We start from the raw sequence: 16,377 nt of genomic DNA, 5'->3' as shown, positions 1-16,377 counted from the left end.
ACTTTTATAAGTATCACGGAAGTATCACAGAAAAATCATTTTTATATCACGACTAAATTTTATATGTTAGCCTTTCCCCAGTTTTTTTATGCTATTATACTTGTAAATGAAAAAAGTACTTATTATTGAAGATGATGTTGCAATTTCTAAATTGTTAGAATTTCATTTAATAGACCTTAATTATACTATTATTAAGGCTTTTAAAGGAGATGTAGGTTTAGAGAAAGCTTTAAATGATGATTTTACATTAATAATATTAGATATTACGTTACCTAATATTGATGGAATAGAGGTTTGCAAACAAATTAGGTTAGTAAAGCAAACTCCAATAATAATGCTTACTGCAAAAACTGAGGAACTAGATAAAGTATTAAGTTTAGAGTTAGGAGCAGATGATTATATAACAAAACCTTTTAGTATAAGAGAGTTTATTGCTAGAGTGAAAGCTGTAACTAGGAGGTTTGAAAATACTTCGGGAACCAAAAAAATCATTGAATCTAACAATGAATTAATATTTAAAGAGTTATCTATAAATATAGATAAGCGCAAGGTTCTTTTAAAAAATAAAGAAATAAACTTATCACCAATAGAGTTTGACTTACTTGTTTTAATGGCGTCAAATGCAGGTAAAGTTTATAGTAGAGAGAAATTATTAGAATTAGTATGGGGATATGACTTTGATGGTTATAGGCATACAGTAAATTCACACATAAATAGATTGAGAGGTAAAATAGAAGAAAATATGGTAACCCCTAAATTTATATTAACTACTTGGGGGGTAGGGTATAAGTTTAACGATGAGTTAAAGATACCCTCCCATGAAAAATCACAAAGCAGTATCGAATAAATTAATCTTAAAATTAGGATTTACGTTTTTAACACTAATTTTTATTGTAGGAGTAGTGTATATTTCTTTAACGTTTTTCTCAGTTAAAAAGTTTTATAGCGAAACTACTCAAAGACTTAATGCTAATATTGCTAATCATTTAATAGAAGAGAAGTTCAAAAATAATTCTCCTTTTTTAGATGATGGTTCTGTAAATAAAAGTTTATTTGGCGATATAATGCATGATATGATGGCTGTTAATAGAGCTATAGAAGTGTATTTACTAAATGAATCTGGAGAAATTTTGTATTCAGTAGTATTAGATCATACGAATCCGAATAAGCCATTAAAGAAGATTAGTTTATTACCTGTAAAAAAGTTTATACAAAATAAAGAGCAGTATATATTGGGGGATGACCCTAGAGAAGCTGGGAAACAAAAAATATTTTCAGCAGCTCATTTTGTAAAAAATAATAAGGAAGGTTATATATATATAATATTGGCAAGTCAAAAATTTCAACAGATTTGTGATTCACTATTTACCGACTATTTTTTTAAATTATGTACTAGAACAACTTTATTAACTATGATTTTTGCTGTTTTTATAGGTTGGTTAAGTATTTGGTTTTTAACTAAAAGTTTACGTACAATCATTCATCATGTAAATAAGTTTAAGGAGGGAGATTTGTGTAGTAGAATACCCAACCCATATAATTCTGATTTATCTGTTTTAGCTGTTACATATAATAACATGGCTCAAACGATATCGCATAATATTAAAGAAAAAGAGTCTATAAATAGTTTTAGAAAAGAACTAATAGCTAATGTTTCACATGATTTAAGAACTCCTTTAACAGCTATTAGAGGGTATATAGAAACTTTAAAAATAAAAGAAGGGAGTATTGCTATTAATGATAGAAAAGAGTTTATGGATATAATAGAAAAGAGTGCTTGTTATTTATCCAACTTAGTAAATCAATTATTTGAGTATTCTAAACTTGAAATAAAACAAATTGAAATAAATTTAGAGCCATTTTACCTGACTAATTTAATGTTAGATATTAAACAACGATATGAGATATTAGCAAAAAACAAGAATATAAAAATATCTATGATTGTTAAAACATCATTACCACCGGTAATGGCAGATGTCAAATTAATTGAAAGAGCAATACAGAATATATTGGATAATGCGATAAAGTTTACACCAATTAATGGTAAAATAACAATATACCTATCTAATAAGCAAGGTTATGTTTCAGTTAAAATTAAAGATAATGGACCAGGTATTTATGAGCATGATCAAGAATTAATTTTTGATCGACACATGAAGGCTAAATTAACCAATAAGGAACAAGGAGTTGGTTTAGGTTTAGCTATCGTTAAAAAAATAATGGAACTTCACAAAACAGAAATAACTGTTAATAGTTATGTAAATAAAGGAAGTGTTTTTGAATTTAATTTACCAAGTTATAATATTAATAATTAGATTTATAGAAACAATAAGTTAATATCTCTATATGGTAAATCAAACCAATCAGCAACTGTTTTGTTTGTTAAAATACCGTGGTAAAAATACATTCCATTTCGTAAGCTTTTATCAAATCGAGCAGCATGTTCAAAGCCACCTTCTTCAGCAATTTCTAATAAATAAGGAGTAAAAATGTTACTTATAGAAAAAGAAGCAGTTCTAGAATACCTTGAAGGTATATTAGGAACACAATAATGTATCACACCACTATCTGTAAAAGTAGGTTTACTATGTGTAGTAATTTTAGAAGTTTCAAAACAACCACCTCTGTCTATACTTACATCAACAATAACAGCACCTTTTTTCATTTGTTCAATCATAGTTTCAGTAACAACTACTGGCGCTCTATTTTTACCTCTTAAAGCACCTATAGCAACATCACATCGCATTAATGCTTTAGCTAATGTTTTAGGTTGAATAGTAGAGGTATAAATTGGAGTATTAATGCAATTTTGTAGTTTTCTTAATTTAGTTATAGAATTGTCAAAAACTTTAACTCTAGCCCCCAATCCAATAGCAGATTTAGCAGCAAATTCACCAACAGTACCAGCACCAATAATTACTACGTCACTTGGAGGAACGCCACCAATATTACCTAATAATAAACCATTTCCACCATTAGCTGTAGTCATTAGTTCTGCAGCTATATGCATAGAGGCAATTCCTGCAATTTCACTAAGTGATTTTACAATAGGGTATACACCATGATTATCTTTTATATAGTCAAAAGCAATGGCAGTAATTCTTTTTTTAGCTAATGCTTCAAAGTATTTTTTATCTTGAGTTTTTAATTGCAAAGCTGAAATAAGAACAGCTTGTGGATTAAGCATTTTAATTTCATCAAGAGAAGGTGGCTCAACTTTTAAAACTATATTACAAGCAAAAACTTCTTTAATATCATAAGAAATTTTAGCTCCAGCATCTGAATATTCTTTATCACAATAATTAGCACCATCTCCAGCTCCAGTTTCAACAACAATTCTGTGCCCATGAGCAACCAATGCAGAAACAGCATCAGGGGTTAAGCTAATTCGCTTTTCTTCAAAATGAGTTTCTTTAGGTAAGCCTATAAAAAGTTCTCCTTTTTGCTTTTTTATTTCAAGCATTTCAGGCTGTGGCATTAATTGTTCTTTAGTAAAAGGCGAAGAAATAGAGCTCATTAGTTAGTTTTTAGTTGAATATTACGTTCACCACTTTCCAATAATGAAAGTTGAATAGTAGTAGCTTCTAAAGGTAGCAAATTTTTAACATTTTCAGGCCATTCAATTAAACACAATTGATTACTGTATAAATAATCTTCTATTCCCATATCGTATGCCTCCTCTTCTGTTTCAATTCTATAAAAATCAAAATGATATACAATTCCATTATTATTAGTATGATATTCATTTACTAATGAAAAAGTAGGGGAGTGAGCCACATCTTCAACTCCTAAGACCTTACAAATTTCTTTGATTAAAGTAGTTTTACCAACGCCCATTTCACCTTGAAATAAAACTATTTTGTTTTGTAAATTTTTAATAACTTCTTCAGCTATTAAAGGTATTTCTTTTAAAGAATAATTTTTATCCATAAAAACAAAAATAAAGAACTTTATGAGAGTATAGAAATTTAGTTTTTATATCTATAATGACCAATAATTTTAAAATTAAATAAGCAATCTTCAAGTATTTGGCCAGCACCTATGTTATGAACAATCATAAAACGTTTTTTATTATTTGATTTTTTATTAACAACTATCCCAATATGAGTAACTCCTCCATGTAAATTCCAACAAACAATATCTCCAGGAAGATAATCTTTAGCATTTGTAGAATTTGTTTTTATAGTGCCCTTTCGTTTAAAAAATGTCATTAAATTTGGAACCCTTCTATGGTCAATGTTGGTGTCAGTTTTTCTTAATCCCCAGATTTTTGGGTATAGATTAAAATTAGATTTCATATCTAGATGAATTTCTTTTTGTAAATCAATACCAAGAATTCTATAGGCACGAATAACTACGTCTGTACAAACACCTTTATCTTTAGGAATATCCCCATTGGGATAAGATATTGAAAAATAGCTAGGATCATAAGTTACTTTTTGTTCAGTTAACTTCATGGCAGCTTTACTGAGTTTGTCGTATTGGTTTTGAGAAAAAATGTTTAAACATAAAGTAAATAATAAAATAAAAAAAAATGTTTTTCTCATTTTATTTAGGATTGTAAACACCACAAGGTATAATTATTTCTTCTAATGAGATACCACCATGTTGATACGTATTTTTATAATATTTAACAAAGTGATTATAGTTATTAGGATAAGCAAAAAATAAATCCTCTTTAGCGAAAATAAAAGGACTGTTTATAGCTACAGATGGTAAAAAAATATCTTTTGGATTTTTTACAGCAAAAACATCTTTATCTTCATAGCTTAAGCTTCTTCCTGTTTTATAACGTAAGTTAGAACTAATATTTTTATCTCCAATTACTTTGGTAGGAGTTTTAGAGTTAATAGTACCATGATCAGTAGTAATAATTAACTTTTGTCCTAATTTTTGTGCTTTTTGAATGATTTCATATAAAGGTGAATTTTTGAACCAACTTACAGTTAATGATCTATAAGCTTTATCGTCACCTGCAAGTTCTTTTATAACTTCCATTTCTGTTTTTGCATGTGAAAGCATGTCTACAAAATTATAAACTATCACAGTCAAATCATTTTGTTTAGTTCCATTATAATTATCAGCTAAATCTTTACCACTTTTTAAAGAAACAATTTTGTAGTATTCGTGCTGTAATGATAAGTTTAAACGTTGAATTTGTGATGTTAAAAAGTCAGATTCATATAGGTTTTTACCACCTTCATCAGTATCATTTTTCCAAAATTCAGGATGTAATTTTTCCATCTCAGAAGGCATTAAACCTGAAAATATTGCATTTCTTGCATATTGAGTAGCAGTTGGTAAAATACTATAGTATGAATGTTCTTCTTCTTTTTTATAATAGTTGTTGATAAATGGTTCTAACACTCGATATTGATCATAACGAAGATTATCAATTACAACCCATAAAACACCTTGGTCTTTACTTAAATTAGGTATAATGTAATCTTTAAAAAGTGTGTGAGAAAATGTGGGTTTATCATCATTAGTTAACCAATCCTGATAGTTCTTCTTAATAAATTTGAAAAACTGAGTATTAGCTTCAGTTTTTTGCGATTCTAAAATTTCAAGCATTCCAGTATCGTTAATGTTTTCAAGTTCAAGTTCCCAATGTACAAGTTTTTTGTATAAATCAGTCCAGTCATCATATGTATTAACCATAGCTAAATCCATAGAGATTTTCCTAAATTCTTGTTGGTAACTAGAAGTAGTTTTTTCTGATACTAATCGAGAATGATCTAAATTCTTTTTTAAGCTTAATAGTATTTGATTAGGGTTCACGGGTTTAATTAGATAATCAGCAATTTTTGAACCTATAGCTTCTTCCATAATATACTCTTCTTCACTTTTAGTAATCATAACTACTGGAAGATTTGCGTTTATTTGTTTAATAGCAGCTAAAGTTTCTAAACCAGTAATTCCTGGCATATTTTCATCTAAAAAAACAATGTCAAAATTTTCTTCGTTTACTAAGTCTATAGCATCTGTACCGTTAGTACACGATGTTACTTTATAATTTTTCTTTTCTAAAAATAAAATGTGTGGTTTTAGTAAATCTATTTCATCATCAACCCAAAGTATATCTATATTTCGCATATGTTTTTTTATCGTGTTAGCTTATATTTAACGCTAAATATAAGTTTTGTTGTATTTGTAAAAGCTAAAAATACGTTAATAAAGCTATCGGTTATTTGGTTTTGTTAATAAATTATAATTCTTTTGCTTAAAATTGAAGCAATTATCTATTTTGAATAAGCCACAAACAAATAAATTAAAAATATTAAATGATCCAATTTATGGATTTATATCTATACCTAACACGTTAATTTTTGACATTATTGAGCATCCTTTTTTTCAACGATTAAGGAGAATTACTCAAATGGGATTATCAAATTTGGTGTACCCAGGAGCAAATCATACTCGTTTTCATCATGCAATAGGATGCATGCATTTAATGCAAAAAGCAGTTCTTGTATTAAGAACAAAAAATGTTGAAATTTCTGAAGCAGAAGAGAATGCCTTATGTATAGCAATTTTGCTACATGATATTGGTCATGGAGCATTTTCTCATGCATTAGAGCACAGTATTGTTAATGGAATATCTCATGAAGAAATTTCATTAAAATTTATGAGAGAATTAAACGAAGAGTTTAATGGGAAATTAAGTTTGGCTATTGAAGTTTTTGAAGGGAGATATCATAGAAAGTTTTTATACCAATTAATATCAAGTCAGTTAGATATTGACAGGTTAGATTATTTAAAAAGAGATAGTTTTTACACAGGTGTTACTGAAGGAAATATTTCGTCTGATAGGTTAATAGCTATGATGAATGTAATTGATGATGAGCTAGTAATAGAAGAAAAAGGGATTTATTCTGTTGAAAAGTTTATTATTGCCAGACGCTTAATGTATTGGCAAGTATATTTACATAAAACAGGAATCGTTGCTGAAAGTATTTTAGTCAATGTATTAAAAAGAGCAAAAGAGTTAGCATCTAATGGAGTAGAATTGTTTGGAAGTAAAGCGTTAAAGCATTTTCTGTATAAAACAATATCAAGTAATAATTTTACTAAAGAAACTTTAAAGATATTTTCTAGATTAGATGATTATGATATTTTATCAGCTATTAAAGAATGGATAAATCATGACGATTTTATTTTGTCAAATTTATCTAAAATGATTGTTAATAGAGAGTTACTCAAGATTAAAATTCAAGAAACTCCATTTACTGATAAGTCGATAAAAGAAACAATAACCATAGTAAATGATAGGCTTAACTTAAATAAAGAAGCACTTAATTACTTTGTGTTTTCTAATAAAATTTCAAATCAAGCATACAACACCGAAAAACCTATAAAAATATACACAAAAAAAGGGAAATTGAAAGATATTGCTAAAGCATCAGATCAATTAAATGTTTTAGCTTTAACCAAACCAGTAGTGAAATATTACCTTTGTTACCCTAAAATACTTGTTCAAAGTTAAATGATCTTGTTATTAAAAGATGTAATTAAACAAAAATAATTACTTTTGCGATTAATGAAATTCAAAGCAAAACAAATAGCCGAAATTTTAGAAGGAGAGATTGTAGGTAATCCAGAAGCCGAAGTATCGAAGTTATCTAAAATTGAAGAAGGTGAATCAGGTTCATTAACCTTTTTATCAAATCCTAAATATAATTCATATTTATATACTACTGAAGCTAGTATAGCGATTGTAAATAAAAGTTTTGAGCCTGAAAAAGAAATTAGCACAACTCTAATTAAGGTTGAAGATGCTTATAAAGCTTTCTCTAAATTATTAGAATTTTATAATGAAGTAAAAAATAATAAAGAAGGAAGAGAGAACCCTCATTCAATAGCTGATTCAGCAAAAATAGGTGCTAAAGAATATATAGGAGCTTATAGTTATATAGGAGAAAATGTAAGCATAGGAGAAAATGTAAAAATCTACCCTAATTCTTATATAGGAGATAACGTTACTATAGGAGATAATTGTACATTATTTTCGGGTGTAAAAGTATATTCTGAAACCCAAATAGGAAATAATTGTAAAATTCATTCAGGTTGTGTAATTGGTTCTGATGGATTTGGTTTTGTACCAGATGAAAACGGTGAATATAAAGCTGTTCCTCAAATAGGAAATGTTATTATTGAAGATAATGTTGATATTGGTTCTAATTCAACAATTGATAGAGCTACTTTAGGTTCTACAATCATAAGAAAAGGTGTTAAATTGGATAATCAAATTCAAATAGCACATAATGTTGAAATAGGTAAACATACGGTTATTGCTTCTCAAACTGGTGTAGCTGGTTCTACTAAAATTGGTGAGTATTGTATGATTGGAGGACAAGTTGGAATTGTTGGACATATAACAATAGGCAATAAGGTTAGAATACAAGCACAATCTGGTATTGGAAAAAGTTTAAAAGATGGAGACGTAGTTCAAGGTACCCCAGCTTTTAATTATTCAGATTATAATAAATCTTACGTACATTTTAAAAATTTACCAAACATAGCAACTACTATTCATAAAATTGAAAAAGAGTTGAATACTCGACAAAACAAAAATGAGTAAAAAACAAACAACAATAAAGAATGAAATAACATTATCGGGTGTAGGGTTACATACTGGTAATGAGGTAACAATGACTTTTAAACCAGCGCCAGTAAATAACGGATATTCATTCGTTCGTGTTGATTTAGAAGGAAAGCCAACAATTGAAGCAAAAGCTGAGTATGTTACAAATACTCAAAGAGGGACTAATCTTGAGAAGAAAGGAGTGCAAATTCAAACTTCTGAACATGTTTTAGCAGCTGCAGTAGGTTTAGATATAGATAATTTAATTATTGAAATTAATGCTTCTGAACCACCAATAATGGATGGGTCATCTAAATTTTTTGTAGAAGCTCTAGAAACTGCAGGGTTAGTTGAGCAAGATGCTGAAATACAAGAATATGTAGTTAAAGATATAATATCTTTTAAAGATGAAGAATCTGGTAGTGAAATAATATTAATGCCAGCTGATGAATACCAAGTAACTACTATGGTAGATTTCGGAACTAAGATATTAGGTACCCAAAATGCTACATTAACTAAAATCTCTGATTTCAAAGAAGAGATTTCAGCAGCTAGAACATTTAGTTTTTTACATGAAATTGAAATGTTATTAGAAAACAACTTAATTAAAGGTGGAGATCTTAACAATGCTATTGTTTATGTTGATAAAGAGTTATCAGATACAACAATGGAAAAGTTAAAAAAGGCTTTTAAAAAGGATAATATAGCAGTTAAGTCAAATGGTATTTTAGATAATTTGAATTTGCATTGGGCAAATGAAGCAGCTAGACATAAGTTATTAGATGTTATTGGTGATTTAGCACTTGTTGGAACTCGTATTAAAGGAAAAGTAATAGCTAATAAGCCTGGACATTTAGTGAATACTCTTTTTGCAAAGAAGTTAGCTAAAATCATAAAGTTAGAAAAGCGAAACAATGTTCCTAAATATGATTTAGATCAACCTCCTTTAATGGATATCCACCAAATAATGGATATTTTACCGCATCGTCCACCATTTTTATTGATAGATAGAATTATTGAATTATCAGACACTCATGTTGTTGGGATGAAAAATGTAACAATGAATGAAAATTTCTTTGTTGGACATTTTCCTGGTGCACCGGTAATGCCTGGAGTTTTACAAGTTGAGGCAATGGCTCAATGTGGAGGAGTATTAGTTTTAAATACGGTTCCTGATCCAGAAAACTACTTAACTTATTTTATGAAAATGGATAATGTTAAGTTTAAACAGAAAGTATTACCAGGTGATACTTTAACATTTAAAGCAGAATTGATAGGACCAATACGTAGAGGTATTTGTCATATGCAATCTTATGCATATGCTAATGGTAAATTAGTATGTGAAGCCGAATTAATGGCTCAAATTTCTAAAGTGAAATAAATTATGAATCAACCTCTAGCATACGTACACCCTCAAGCAAAAATTGCAAGAAATGTAGTTATTGAACCTTTTACAACAATACATGCAAATGTAGAAATTGGATCAGGAACTTGGATAGGATCAAATGTTACTATAATGGAAGGAGCACGTATAGGTAAAAATTGTCGTATTTTCCCTGGGTCTGTAGTTTCTGCAATACCCCAAGATTTAAAGTTTGATGATGAAGAAACAACTGTTATTATAGGTGATAATGTTACTATAAGAGAGTGTGTAACCATAAACAGAGGAACTTCTGATAGAATGAAAACAGTTATAGGTAATAATTGTTTAATAATGGCATATTGCCATATTGCACATGACTGTATTGTTGGTGATAATTGTATTTTTTCTAATAATACTACATTAGCTGGGCATGTAACAGTAGGAGATAATGTTGTATTAGCAGGAATGGTAGCAGTTCATCAATTTGCTTCTGTAGGAAAGCATGCTTTTGTAACAGGAGGATCATTAGTTAGAAAGGATGTACCACCTTTTGTTAAGGCTGCACGTGAACCTTTGTCATATGTAGGAATTAATTCAGTAGGTTTAAGAAGGAGAGGTTTTTCAACTGAAAAAATAAGAGAGATACAGGATATTTATAGAATTTTGTATCAGAAAAATTATAATAATACTCAAGGAGTTGAGATTATTGAAGCAGAAATGCAAGCAACTTCTGAAAGAGATGAAATTTTACAATTTGTAAAAGATTCTCATAGAGGTATCATGAAAGGATATTTTAAAGCGAGTTAACAATATAAAATTGTTAATAATTTAAGAACTAATAAAAACATAAGAATATAAAATGGCAACAACATCAGATATTAAAAACGGATTATGCATGAGATATAACAATGACATTTATAAAGTTGTTGAATTTTTGCATGTTAAGCCAGGAAAAGGACCTGCATTTGTTAGAACAAAATTAAAAAGTGTTACTAGTGGTAAAGTAATAGATAACACTTTCCCTTCAGGAAGAAAGATTGATGATGTTAGAGTTGAAACTCACAAATTCCAATATTTGTATAGTGAAGGTGAAACATTTCATTTTATGAATCAAGTTGACTATTCTCAAATTACATTAGAAAAAAGCACTTTAGATGCTCCAGATTTAATGAAAGAAGGAGAAGTTGTAACTATTATTATTAATTCAGAAGATGATATGCCTTTATCAGTAGATATGCCAGCAAGTGTTATCTTAGAAGTAACACATACTGAACCAGGTGTTAAAGGAAACACAGCAACGAATGCAACTAAGCCAGCTACAGTTGAAACTGGTGCAAGAGTAAATGTTCCTTTATTTATAAATGAAGGAGATAAAATAAAGATTGAAACGACTAAAGGTACATACCAAGAGCGTATAAAAGAATAATTAATATTCCCGCTAAGGCGGGAATTTCTTTTTAAAATGAAATTTAAAAAAGCACAAACTTTAGAGCAAATAGCTACATTATTAAATATTGAATATGTTGGCGAAAAAAACTTTACTATAACAGGAATCAATGAAATTCATGTTGTAGAAAAAGGTGATATTGTTTTCGTTGATCATCCTAAGTACTATGATAAAGCTTTAAAGTCAAAAGCAACTACTGTTTTAATTAATAAAAAGGTAGAATGTCCTGAAGGAAAATCGTTATTGATTTCTGATGATCCTTTTCGTGATTTTAATAAAATAACAAAGTATTTTAACCCTTTTATAGCTTCAAAAACAATTGTTTCAGAAACTTCAATAATAGGAGAGGGGACAATAATTCAACCAAATGTTTTTATCGGAGAAAATGTTTCTATAGGTAAAAATTGTATAATTCACCCTAATGTAACAATTTATAGCAATTGTAGTATAGGTGATAATGTAACGATCCATGCTAATACTGTTATAGGAGCAGATGCTTTTTATTATAAAAACAGGCCAGAAGGATTTGATAAGTTAATTTCAGGAGGAACTGTTATTCTTGAAAATAATGTAGATTTAGGAGCATCATGTACTATAGATAGAGGAGTAACAGGTAATACTACTATTAAAGAAGGTACAAAAATTGACAACCAAGTTCATATTGGTCATGATACTGTTGTTGGAAAAAAATGTTTAATAGCCTCCCAAACTGGGATTGCAGGTTGCGTAATAATAGAAGATGAAGTAACTATTTGGGGGCAAGTTGGTACAAATAGCGGAATTACCATTGGTAAAGGAGCTGTTATTCTTGGACAAACAGGAGTAACTAAATCGATTAAAGGTGGTAAATCGTATTTTGGAACCCCAATTTCAGAGTCTAGAGAAAAGTTAAAAGAGATCGCAGAAATTAAACGTTTCTTAAAAGAACAAAAAAAGAAATAAAAGTTTCAAAAATAAGTTCTAAAAAACTATTTTTGTCATAGCAAATTTAAAAATAAAAACAAACCAATGAGTGTTTTAGTAAATAAGGATTCAAAAATTATAGTACAAGGATTTACTGGTAGTGAAGGAACTTTTCATGCTGGTCAAATGATAGATTATGGAACCAACATTGTTGGAGGTGTTACACCAGGTAAAGGAGGTCAAGAGCATTTAGGTAAACCAGTTTTTAATACAGTAGATGAAGCTGTACAAAAAGCAGGAGCTGATACTTCTATTATTTTTGTGCCACCAGCATTTGCTGCTGACGCTATTATGGAATCAGCTGAAGCAGGAATTAAAGTAATTATTTGTATTACTGAAGGTATTCCTACCGCTGATATGGTAAAAGTAAAAGCTTATATCGACGCTAAGGAAGATTGTACTTTAGTAGGACCTAACTGTCCTGGAGTTATTACTCCTGATGAAGCTAAAGTAGGAATTATGCCAGGGTTTATTTTCAAAAAAGGAAAAGTTGGTATTGTTTCTAAATCAGGAACATTAACATATGAAGCAGCTGATCAAGTTGTAAAACAAGGTTTTGGAATAACTACAGCTATTGGTATTGGAGGAGATCCTATTATTGGAACTACAACAAAGGAAGCTGTTGAGCTATTAATGAATGACGAAGAAACTGAAGCAATCGTAATGATTGGTGAAATAGGTGGTAACTTAGAAGCTGAAGCTGCTCGTTGGATCAAAGCTGATGGTAATAGAAAACCTGTTGTAGGTTTTATAGCAGGACAAACTGCACCAGCTGGAAGAACAATGGGACATGCAGGAGCTATTGTAGGTGGTGATGATGATACTGCTCAAGCAAAAATGAAAATATTAGCTGAAAACGGAGTTCACGTTGTTGAATCTCCAGCTAAAATAGGTGAAATGGTAGCTAAGGTTTTAGCTTAATTTAACCATAAATCAAAAAAAAATGTTGAATTAACATAATTTAACTAAATAAAATCCGTTGAATTTGTAAATTCAACGGATTTTTTATTTTAATCAAACACTATTAATTATCATGATGAAATTTAAGTTGCTATTAGTTAGCATGTTACTTGTATTTGTGTCGAGTTGTAAACAATCAACTACTACAAATAATGAAGTAAAAACAGAACAAAAAACAGATGCAAATGGTTTTGCATATGAAACTGTTGCAAATGATCCTACAGGACTTCGTTTGTACACACTAAAGAATGGTTTAAAAGTATATTTAAGTAAAAATACTGATGAGCCTAAAATTCAAACTTATATTGCAGTTCGTGCAGGGTCAAATTATGATCCAAAAGAATCTACTGGTTTAGCTCACTATTTAGAGCATATGGTATTTAAAGGAACTCATAAAATAGGAACTTTAGATTGGGAAAAAGAAAAAGAATATTTGAAAAAAATTTCTGACTTATATGAGCAGCACAGAACAGAAGAAGACCTTGAAAAAAAGAAAGCTATTTATAAAGAAATTGATAAAGTTTCTTTAGAAGCATCTAATTTTTCTATCGCTAATGAATATGATAAAATGACTAGTTCATTAGGTGCAACAGGTACTAATGCACATACATGGTTTGAAGAAACTGTATATAAAAATAAAATTCCTGCAAATGAATTAGATAAGTGGTTAAGCTTAGAGTCAGAGCGTTTTAGTACGTTAGTTTTACGTTTATTTCATACAGAATTAGAAGCTGTATTTGAAGAGTTTAATAGAGGACAAGATAATGACTTTAGAAAACGCTATGCTGCAATGTTAGAAGGGTTATTTCCTAAGCACCCTTACGGACAACAAAAAACTATTGGTACAGCTGAACATTTAAAAAATCCTTCTTTAGTTGATATCAATAATTATTTTGACAAATATTATGTACCTAATAATATGGCAGTAGTGTTAGTTGGAGATCTTGATTTTGATGCTACAATTAAAAAGGTAAACGATAATTTTGGTAAATTCGAGAAAAAAGAATTAACACATCCAGTGTTACCAAAAGAGGATGCAATAACTCAACCGGTTATAAACGAGGTTTTTGGTCCAACATCAGAAAGTGTTTCTATAGCGTATCGTTCTAAAGGAGTAAGTACTGAAGAAGAAAAATTAGTTACTTTATGTGATATGATTATGGCTAATGGAAATGCAGGTTTATTAGATTTAAACTTAAATCAAAAGCAGGTTGTTCAAAGAGCTGGTTGTTCTCCTACATTTTTAAATGATTATGGATACCATAATTTTACTGGTAATCCTAAATCGGGGCAAACTTTAGAAGAAGTTAAAGATTTATTACTTGAGCAAATCGAAAAATTGAAAAAAGGAGAGTTTGACGAGTGGATGATTGAAGCGGTTGTAAATGATTTAAAATTAAGTCAAACACGTCAATATGAAAATAATACTGCATTAGCTAGTGCATATTATAATGCATTTATTCACCATGAAAAATGGGAAAATAAAGTTAAGTTTTTAAACGACTTAAAGAAAGTAACTAAAAAAGAATTAGTAGACTTTGCTAATAAGTTCTACCAAAATAATTATGTAGTTACTTATAAAAGAAAAGGGGAAGATAAGAATATCGTAAAAGTTGAAAACCCTGGAATAACTCCTGTAAATTTAAATAGAGGTAAAAGTTCTGAGTTTATTCAAGCTTTTAATAAAGTTGAATCAGCTACTTTAGAACCTAAATTTATAGATTATAAAACTGCAATCAAGGAAACTAAAACAGCAAACGATATAAATGTTTCTTTTATAACTAATCAAAAGAATGACTTATTTGATTTAAATATCATTTTTGATATGGGGGGAGATCATAATAAGAAATTAAGCTTAGCTGCTGGTTATCTAGAATACATTGGTACTGATAAGTATTCAGCTGAAGAAATTAAAAAAGAGTTTTATAAATTAGGTATTAACTATTATGTAAGTGCTCAAAATGATAAAACGTATGTAGGTTTAAGAGGATTGAAAGAGAACCTGTCAAAAGGACTTGAATTACTTGAACATTTATGGGATAATGCCAAAGCTGATCCAGAAGCATATGCTAAGTATGTAGAAAAAATTTACAAAGGACGTCAAGATGGTAAAACTCAAAAAGGGAATATTCTTTGGGGTGGATTAATGAACTATGGTAAATATGGTGAAAATTCTCGTTTACGTGATATTATGCAAATAGACGAGTTAAAAGCAATCAATCCAGAAGAGTTAGTGAATATTGTAAAAGATATGAAAAACTATAAGCAACGTATTTTTTATTACGGAAAAGATGTTGATGCTGCTGTTTCTGCTTTAAATACTCACCATAAATTATATGGAGAATTAAAAGATTACCCTGAGAAAAAAGTATATAAAGAAACTGAAACAGGAGGTAATGTATTTTTTACTAACTATGATATGGTTCAAAGTGAGTTATTATTTTTAGCAAAAGGTGCTCCGTTTGATCCTAAAAACTTAGCAGCATCAACATTGTTCAACACTTATTTTGGTAGCGGATTATCATCAATTGTATTCCAAGAGATTAGAGAAAGTAAGTCTTTAGCTTATTCTGCATTCGCATCTTATAGTAATGCAAGTAAAAAAGATGATTCAAATTATGTAATGGCGTATGTAGGTACTCAAGCAAATAAATTATCACAAGCAGTTGATGCTATGATGGATTTAATGAATAATATGCCAGAAGCTGAAAAGCAATTTAATGCAGCAAAAGAAGCTACATTAAAGAAAATTGCAGCTCAAAGAATTACAAAATCTAGTATCTTTTGGTCTTATGAAAGATTAAAGAATTTAGGTATTGATAATGATAATCGTGAAGAAATGTATAACACGATTAAAAATATGACTATAACTGATTTAAAATCGTTCTTTGATAAAAATGTTAAAGGGGAATCATATAACGTAATGGTAATAGGAAATAAGAAAGATTTAGATGTTAAATCGTTACAGAAATTAGGTAAAATTACTGAGTTAGATGTAGATAAATTATTTAATTACGTAGATAAAAAAGAGGTGAAGCAATAAGTTAACCTTTCTTAAAA

The 16,377-nt window shown here is 29.2% G+C and carries 14 protein-coding genes; 10 read left to right on the top strand and 4 right to left on the bottom strand.

The genetic code is table 11. From position 1 onward, the window contains the following. Window positions 1-106 precede the first annotated feature (106 nt). The gene (locus DS884_RS14240) at window positions 107-847 is read left to right on the top strand and encodes a response regulator transcription factor (RefSeq protein WP_113787212.1); all 741 of its coding nucleotides are present in this window, start codon (window positions 107-109) and stop codon (window positions 845-847) included. Then, window positions 819-2,315 (top strand): sensor histidine kinase, encoded by a 1,497-nt coding sequence (locus DS884_RS14235; protein WP_113787211.1) that lies wholly within the window; start codon window positions 819-821, stop codon window positions 2,313-2,315. Before DS884_RS14240 ends, DS884_RS14235 begins: the two co-directional genes overlap by 29 nt. A gap of 2 nt (window positions 2,316-2,317) precedes the next feature. Here DS884_RS14235 and DS884_RS14230 read toward each other — a convergent pair whose 3' ends face one another. Genes DS884_RS14230 through DS884_RS14215 form a run of 4 tightly spaced genes read right to left on the bottom strand, consistent with a single transcriptional unit; the run spans window position 2,318 to window position 6,096 of the window. Continuing rightward, the gene (locus tag DS884_RS14230) at window positions 2,318-3,517 is read right to left on the bottom strand and encodes an alanine dehydrogenase (protein ID WP_113787210.1); all 1,200 of its coding nucleotides are present in this window, start codon (window positions 3,515-3,517) and stop codon (window positions 2,318-2,320) included. Next, a complete protein-coding gene (gene tsaE / locus DS884_RS14225) occupies window positions 3,517-3,930 on the bottom strand; it encodes a tRNA (adenosine(37)-N6)-threonylcarbamoyltransferase complex ATPase subunit type 1 TsaE (RefSeq protein WP_093871279.1) in 414 nt (137 codons plus the stop codon). Before tsaE ends, DS884_RS14230 begins: the two co-directional genes overlap by 1 nt. A gap of 38 nt (window positions 3,931-3,968) precedes the next feature. After that, entirely contained in the window at window positions 3,969-4,547 is a 579-nt protein-coding gene (locus DS884_RS14220) for a DUF1287 domain-containing protein (RefSeq protein WP_113787209.1), read from the bottom strand. Window position 4,548: 1 nt separating this feature from the next. After that, entirely contained in the window at window positions 4,549-6,096 is a 1,548-nt protein-coding gene (locus tag DS884_RS14215; RefSeq protein WP_113787208.1) for a bifunctional response regulator/alkaline phosphatase family protein, read from the bottom strand. A 133-nt stretch (window positions 6,097-6,229) separates the two neighbouring features. On the opposite strand from DS884_RS14215, the gene DS884_RS14210 reads away from it, so the two are divergent. From DS884_RS14210 to DS884_RS14175, 8 genes are all read left to right on the top strand, one after another. Next, entirely contained in the window at window positions 6,230-7,486 is a 1,257-nt protein-coding gene (locus DS884_RS14210) for an HD domain-containing protein (protein WP_233487161.1), read from the top strand. A gap of 54 nt (window positions 7,487-7,540) precedes the next feature. Beyond that, entirely contained in the window at window positions 7,541-8,581 is a 1,041-nt protein-coding gene (lpxD, locus tag DS884_RS14205; protein WP_113787206.1) for a UDP-3-O-(3-hydroxymyristoyl)glucosamine N-acyltransferase, read from the top strand. Then, complete coding sequence (locus DS884_RS14200; protein WP_093871274.1) at window positions 8,574-9,965, top strand: bifunctional UDP-3-O-[3-hydroxymyristoyl] N-acetylglucosamine deacetylase/3-hydroxyacyl-ACP dehydratase; 1,392 nt, start codon at window positions 8,574-8,576, stop codon at window positions 9,963-9,965. Before lpxD ends, DS884_RS14200 begins: the two co-directional genes overlap by 8 nt. 3 nt (window positions 9,966-9,968) lie before the next feature. Further along, a complete protein-coding gene (gene lpxA, locus DS884_RS14195; RefSeq protein WP_093871273.1) occupies window positions 9,969-10,754 on the top strand; it encodes an acyl-ACP--UDP-N-acetylglucosamine O-acyltransferase in 786 nt (261 codons plus the stop codon). A 52-nt stretch (window positions 10,755-10,806) separates the two neighbouring features. Then, the gene (efp, locus tag DS884_RS14190; protein ID WP_093871272.1) at window positions 10,807-11,373 is read left to right on the top strand and encodes an elongation factor P; all 567 of its coding nucleotides are present in this window, start codon (window positions 10,807-10,809) and stop codon (window positions 11,371-11,373) included. Between the two features lie 36 nt (window positions 11,374-11,409). Then, window positions 11,410-12,336 (top strand): UDP-3-O-(3-hydroxymyristoyl)glucosamine N-acyltransferase, encoded by a 927-nt coding sequence (locus DS884_RS14185; RefSeq protein ID WP_113787205.1) that lies wholly within the window; start codon window positions 11,410-11,412, stop codon window positions 12,334-12,336. 66 nt (window positions 12,337-12,402) lie between these two features. Further along, a complete protein-coding gene (gene sucD, locus DS884_RS14180) occupies window positions 12,403-13,278 on the top strand; it encodes a succinate--CoA ligase subunit alpha (protein WP_093871270.1) in 876 nt (291 codons plus the stop codon). A 115-nt stretch (window positions 13,279-13,393) separates the two neighbouring features. Continuing rightward, the gene (locus tag DS884_RS14175; RefSeq protein ID WP_113787204.1) at window positions 13,394-16,360 is read left to right on the top strand and encodes a M16 family metallopeptidase; all 2,967 of its coding nucleotides are present in this window, start codon (window positions 13,394-13,396) and stop codon (window positions 16,358-16,360) included. The last annotated feature ends 17 nt before the right edge of the window (window positions 16,361-16,377 follow it).

Source organism: Tenacibaculum sp. E3R01 (assembly GCF_003318185.1).
Taxonomy (GTDB): Bacteria; Bacteroidota; Bacteroidia; order Flavobacteriales; family Flavobacteriaceae; genus Polaribacter; species Polaribacter halocynthiae.
Note: the sequence above shows the minus strand (reverse complement) of the source record. Positions and strands in the feature narration are given on the sequence as shown.

Coding starts and splice junctions, on each gene's coding strand:
- DS884_RS14230 (WP_113787210.1), bottom strand. CDS start 3,517: ATGAGCTCTATTTCTTCGCCTTTTACTAAAGAACAATTAATGCCACAG.
- efp (WP_093871272.1), top strand. CDS start 10,807: ATGGCAACAACATCAGATATTAAAAACGGATTATGCATGAGATATAAC.
- DS884_RS14185 (WP_113787205.1), top strand. CDS start 11,410: ATGAAATTTAAAAAAGCACAAACTTTAGAGCAAATAGCTACATTATTA.
- tsaE (WP_093871279.1), bottom strand. CDS start 3,930: ATGGATAAAAATTATTCTTTAAAAGAAATACCTTTAATAGCTGAAGAA.
- lpxA (WP_093871273.1), top strand. CDS start 9,969: ATGAATCAACCTCTAGCATACGTACACCCTCAAGCAAAAATTGCAAGA.
- DS884_RS14200 (WP_093871274.1), top strand. CDS start 8,574: ATGAGTAAAAAACAAACAACAATAAAGAATGAAATAACATTATCGGGT.
- lpxD (WP_113787206.1), top strand. CDS start 7,541: ATGAAATTCAAAGCAAAACAAATAGCCGAAATTTTAGAAGGAGAGATT.
- sucD (WP_093871270.1), top strand. CDS start 12,403: ATGAGTGTTTTAGTAAATAAGGATTCAAAAATTATAGTACAAGGATTT.
- DS884_RS14175 (WP_113787204.1), top strand. CDS start 13,394: ATGAAATTTAAGTTGCTATTAGTTAGCATGTTACTTGTATTTGTGTCG.
- DS884_RS14220 (WP_113787209.1), bottom strand. CDS start 4,547: ATGAGAAAAACATTTTTTTTTATTTTATTATTTACTTTATGTTTAAAC.
- DS884_RS14235 (WP_113787211.1), top strand. CDS start 819: ATGAAAAATCACAAAGCAGTATCGAATAAATTAATCTTAAAATTAGGA.
- DS884_RS14240 (WP_113787212.1), top strand. CDS start 107: ATGAAAAAAGTACTTATTATTGAAGATGATGTTGCAATTTCTAAATTG.
- DS884_RS14215 (WP_113787208.1), bottom strand. CDS start 6,096: ATGCGAAATATAGATATACTTTGGGTTGATGATGAAATAGATTTACTA.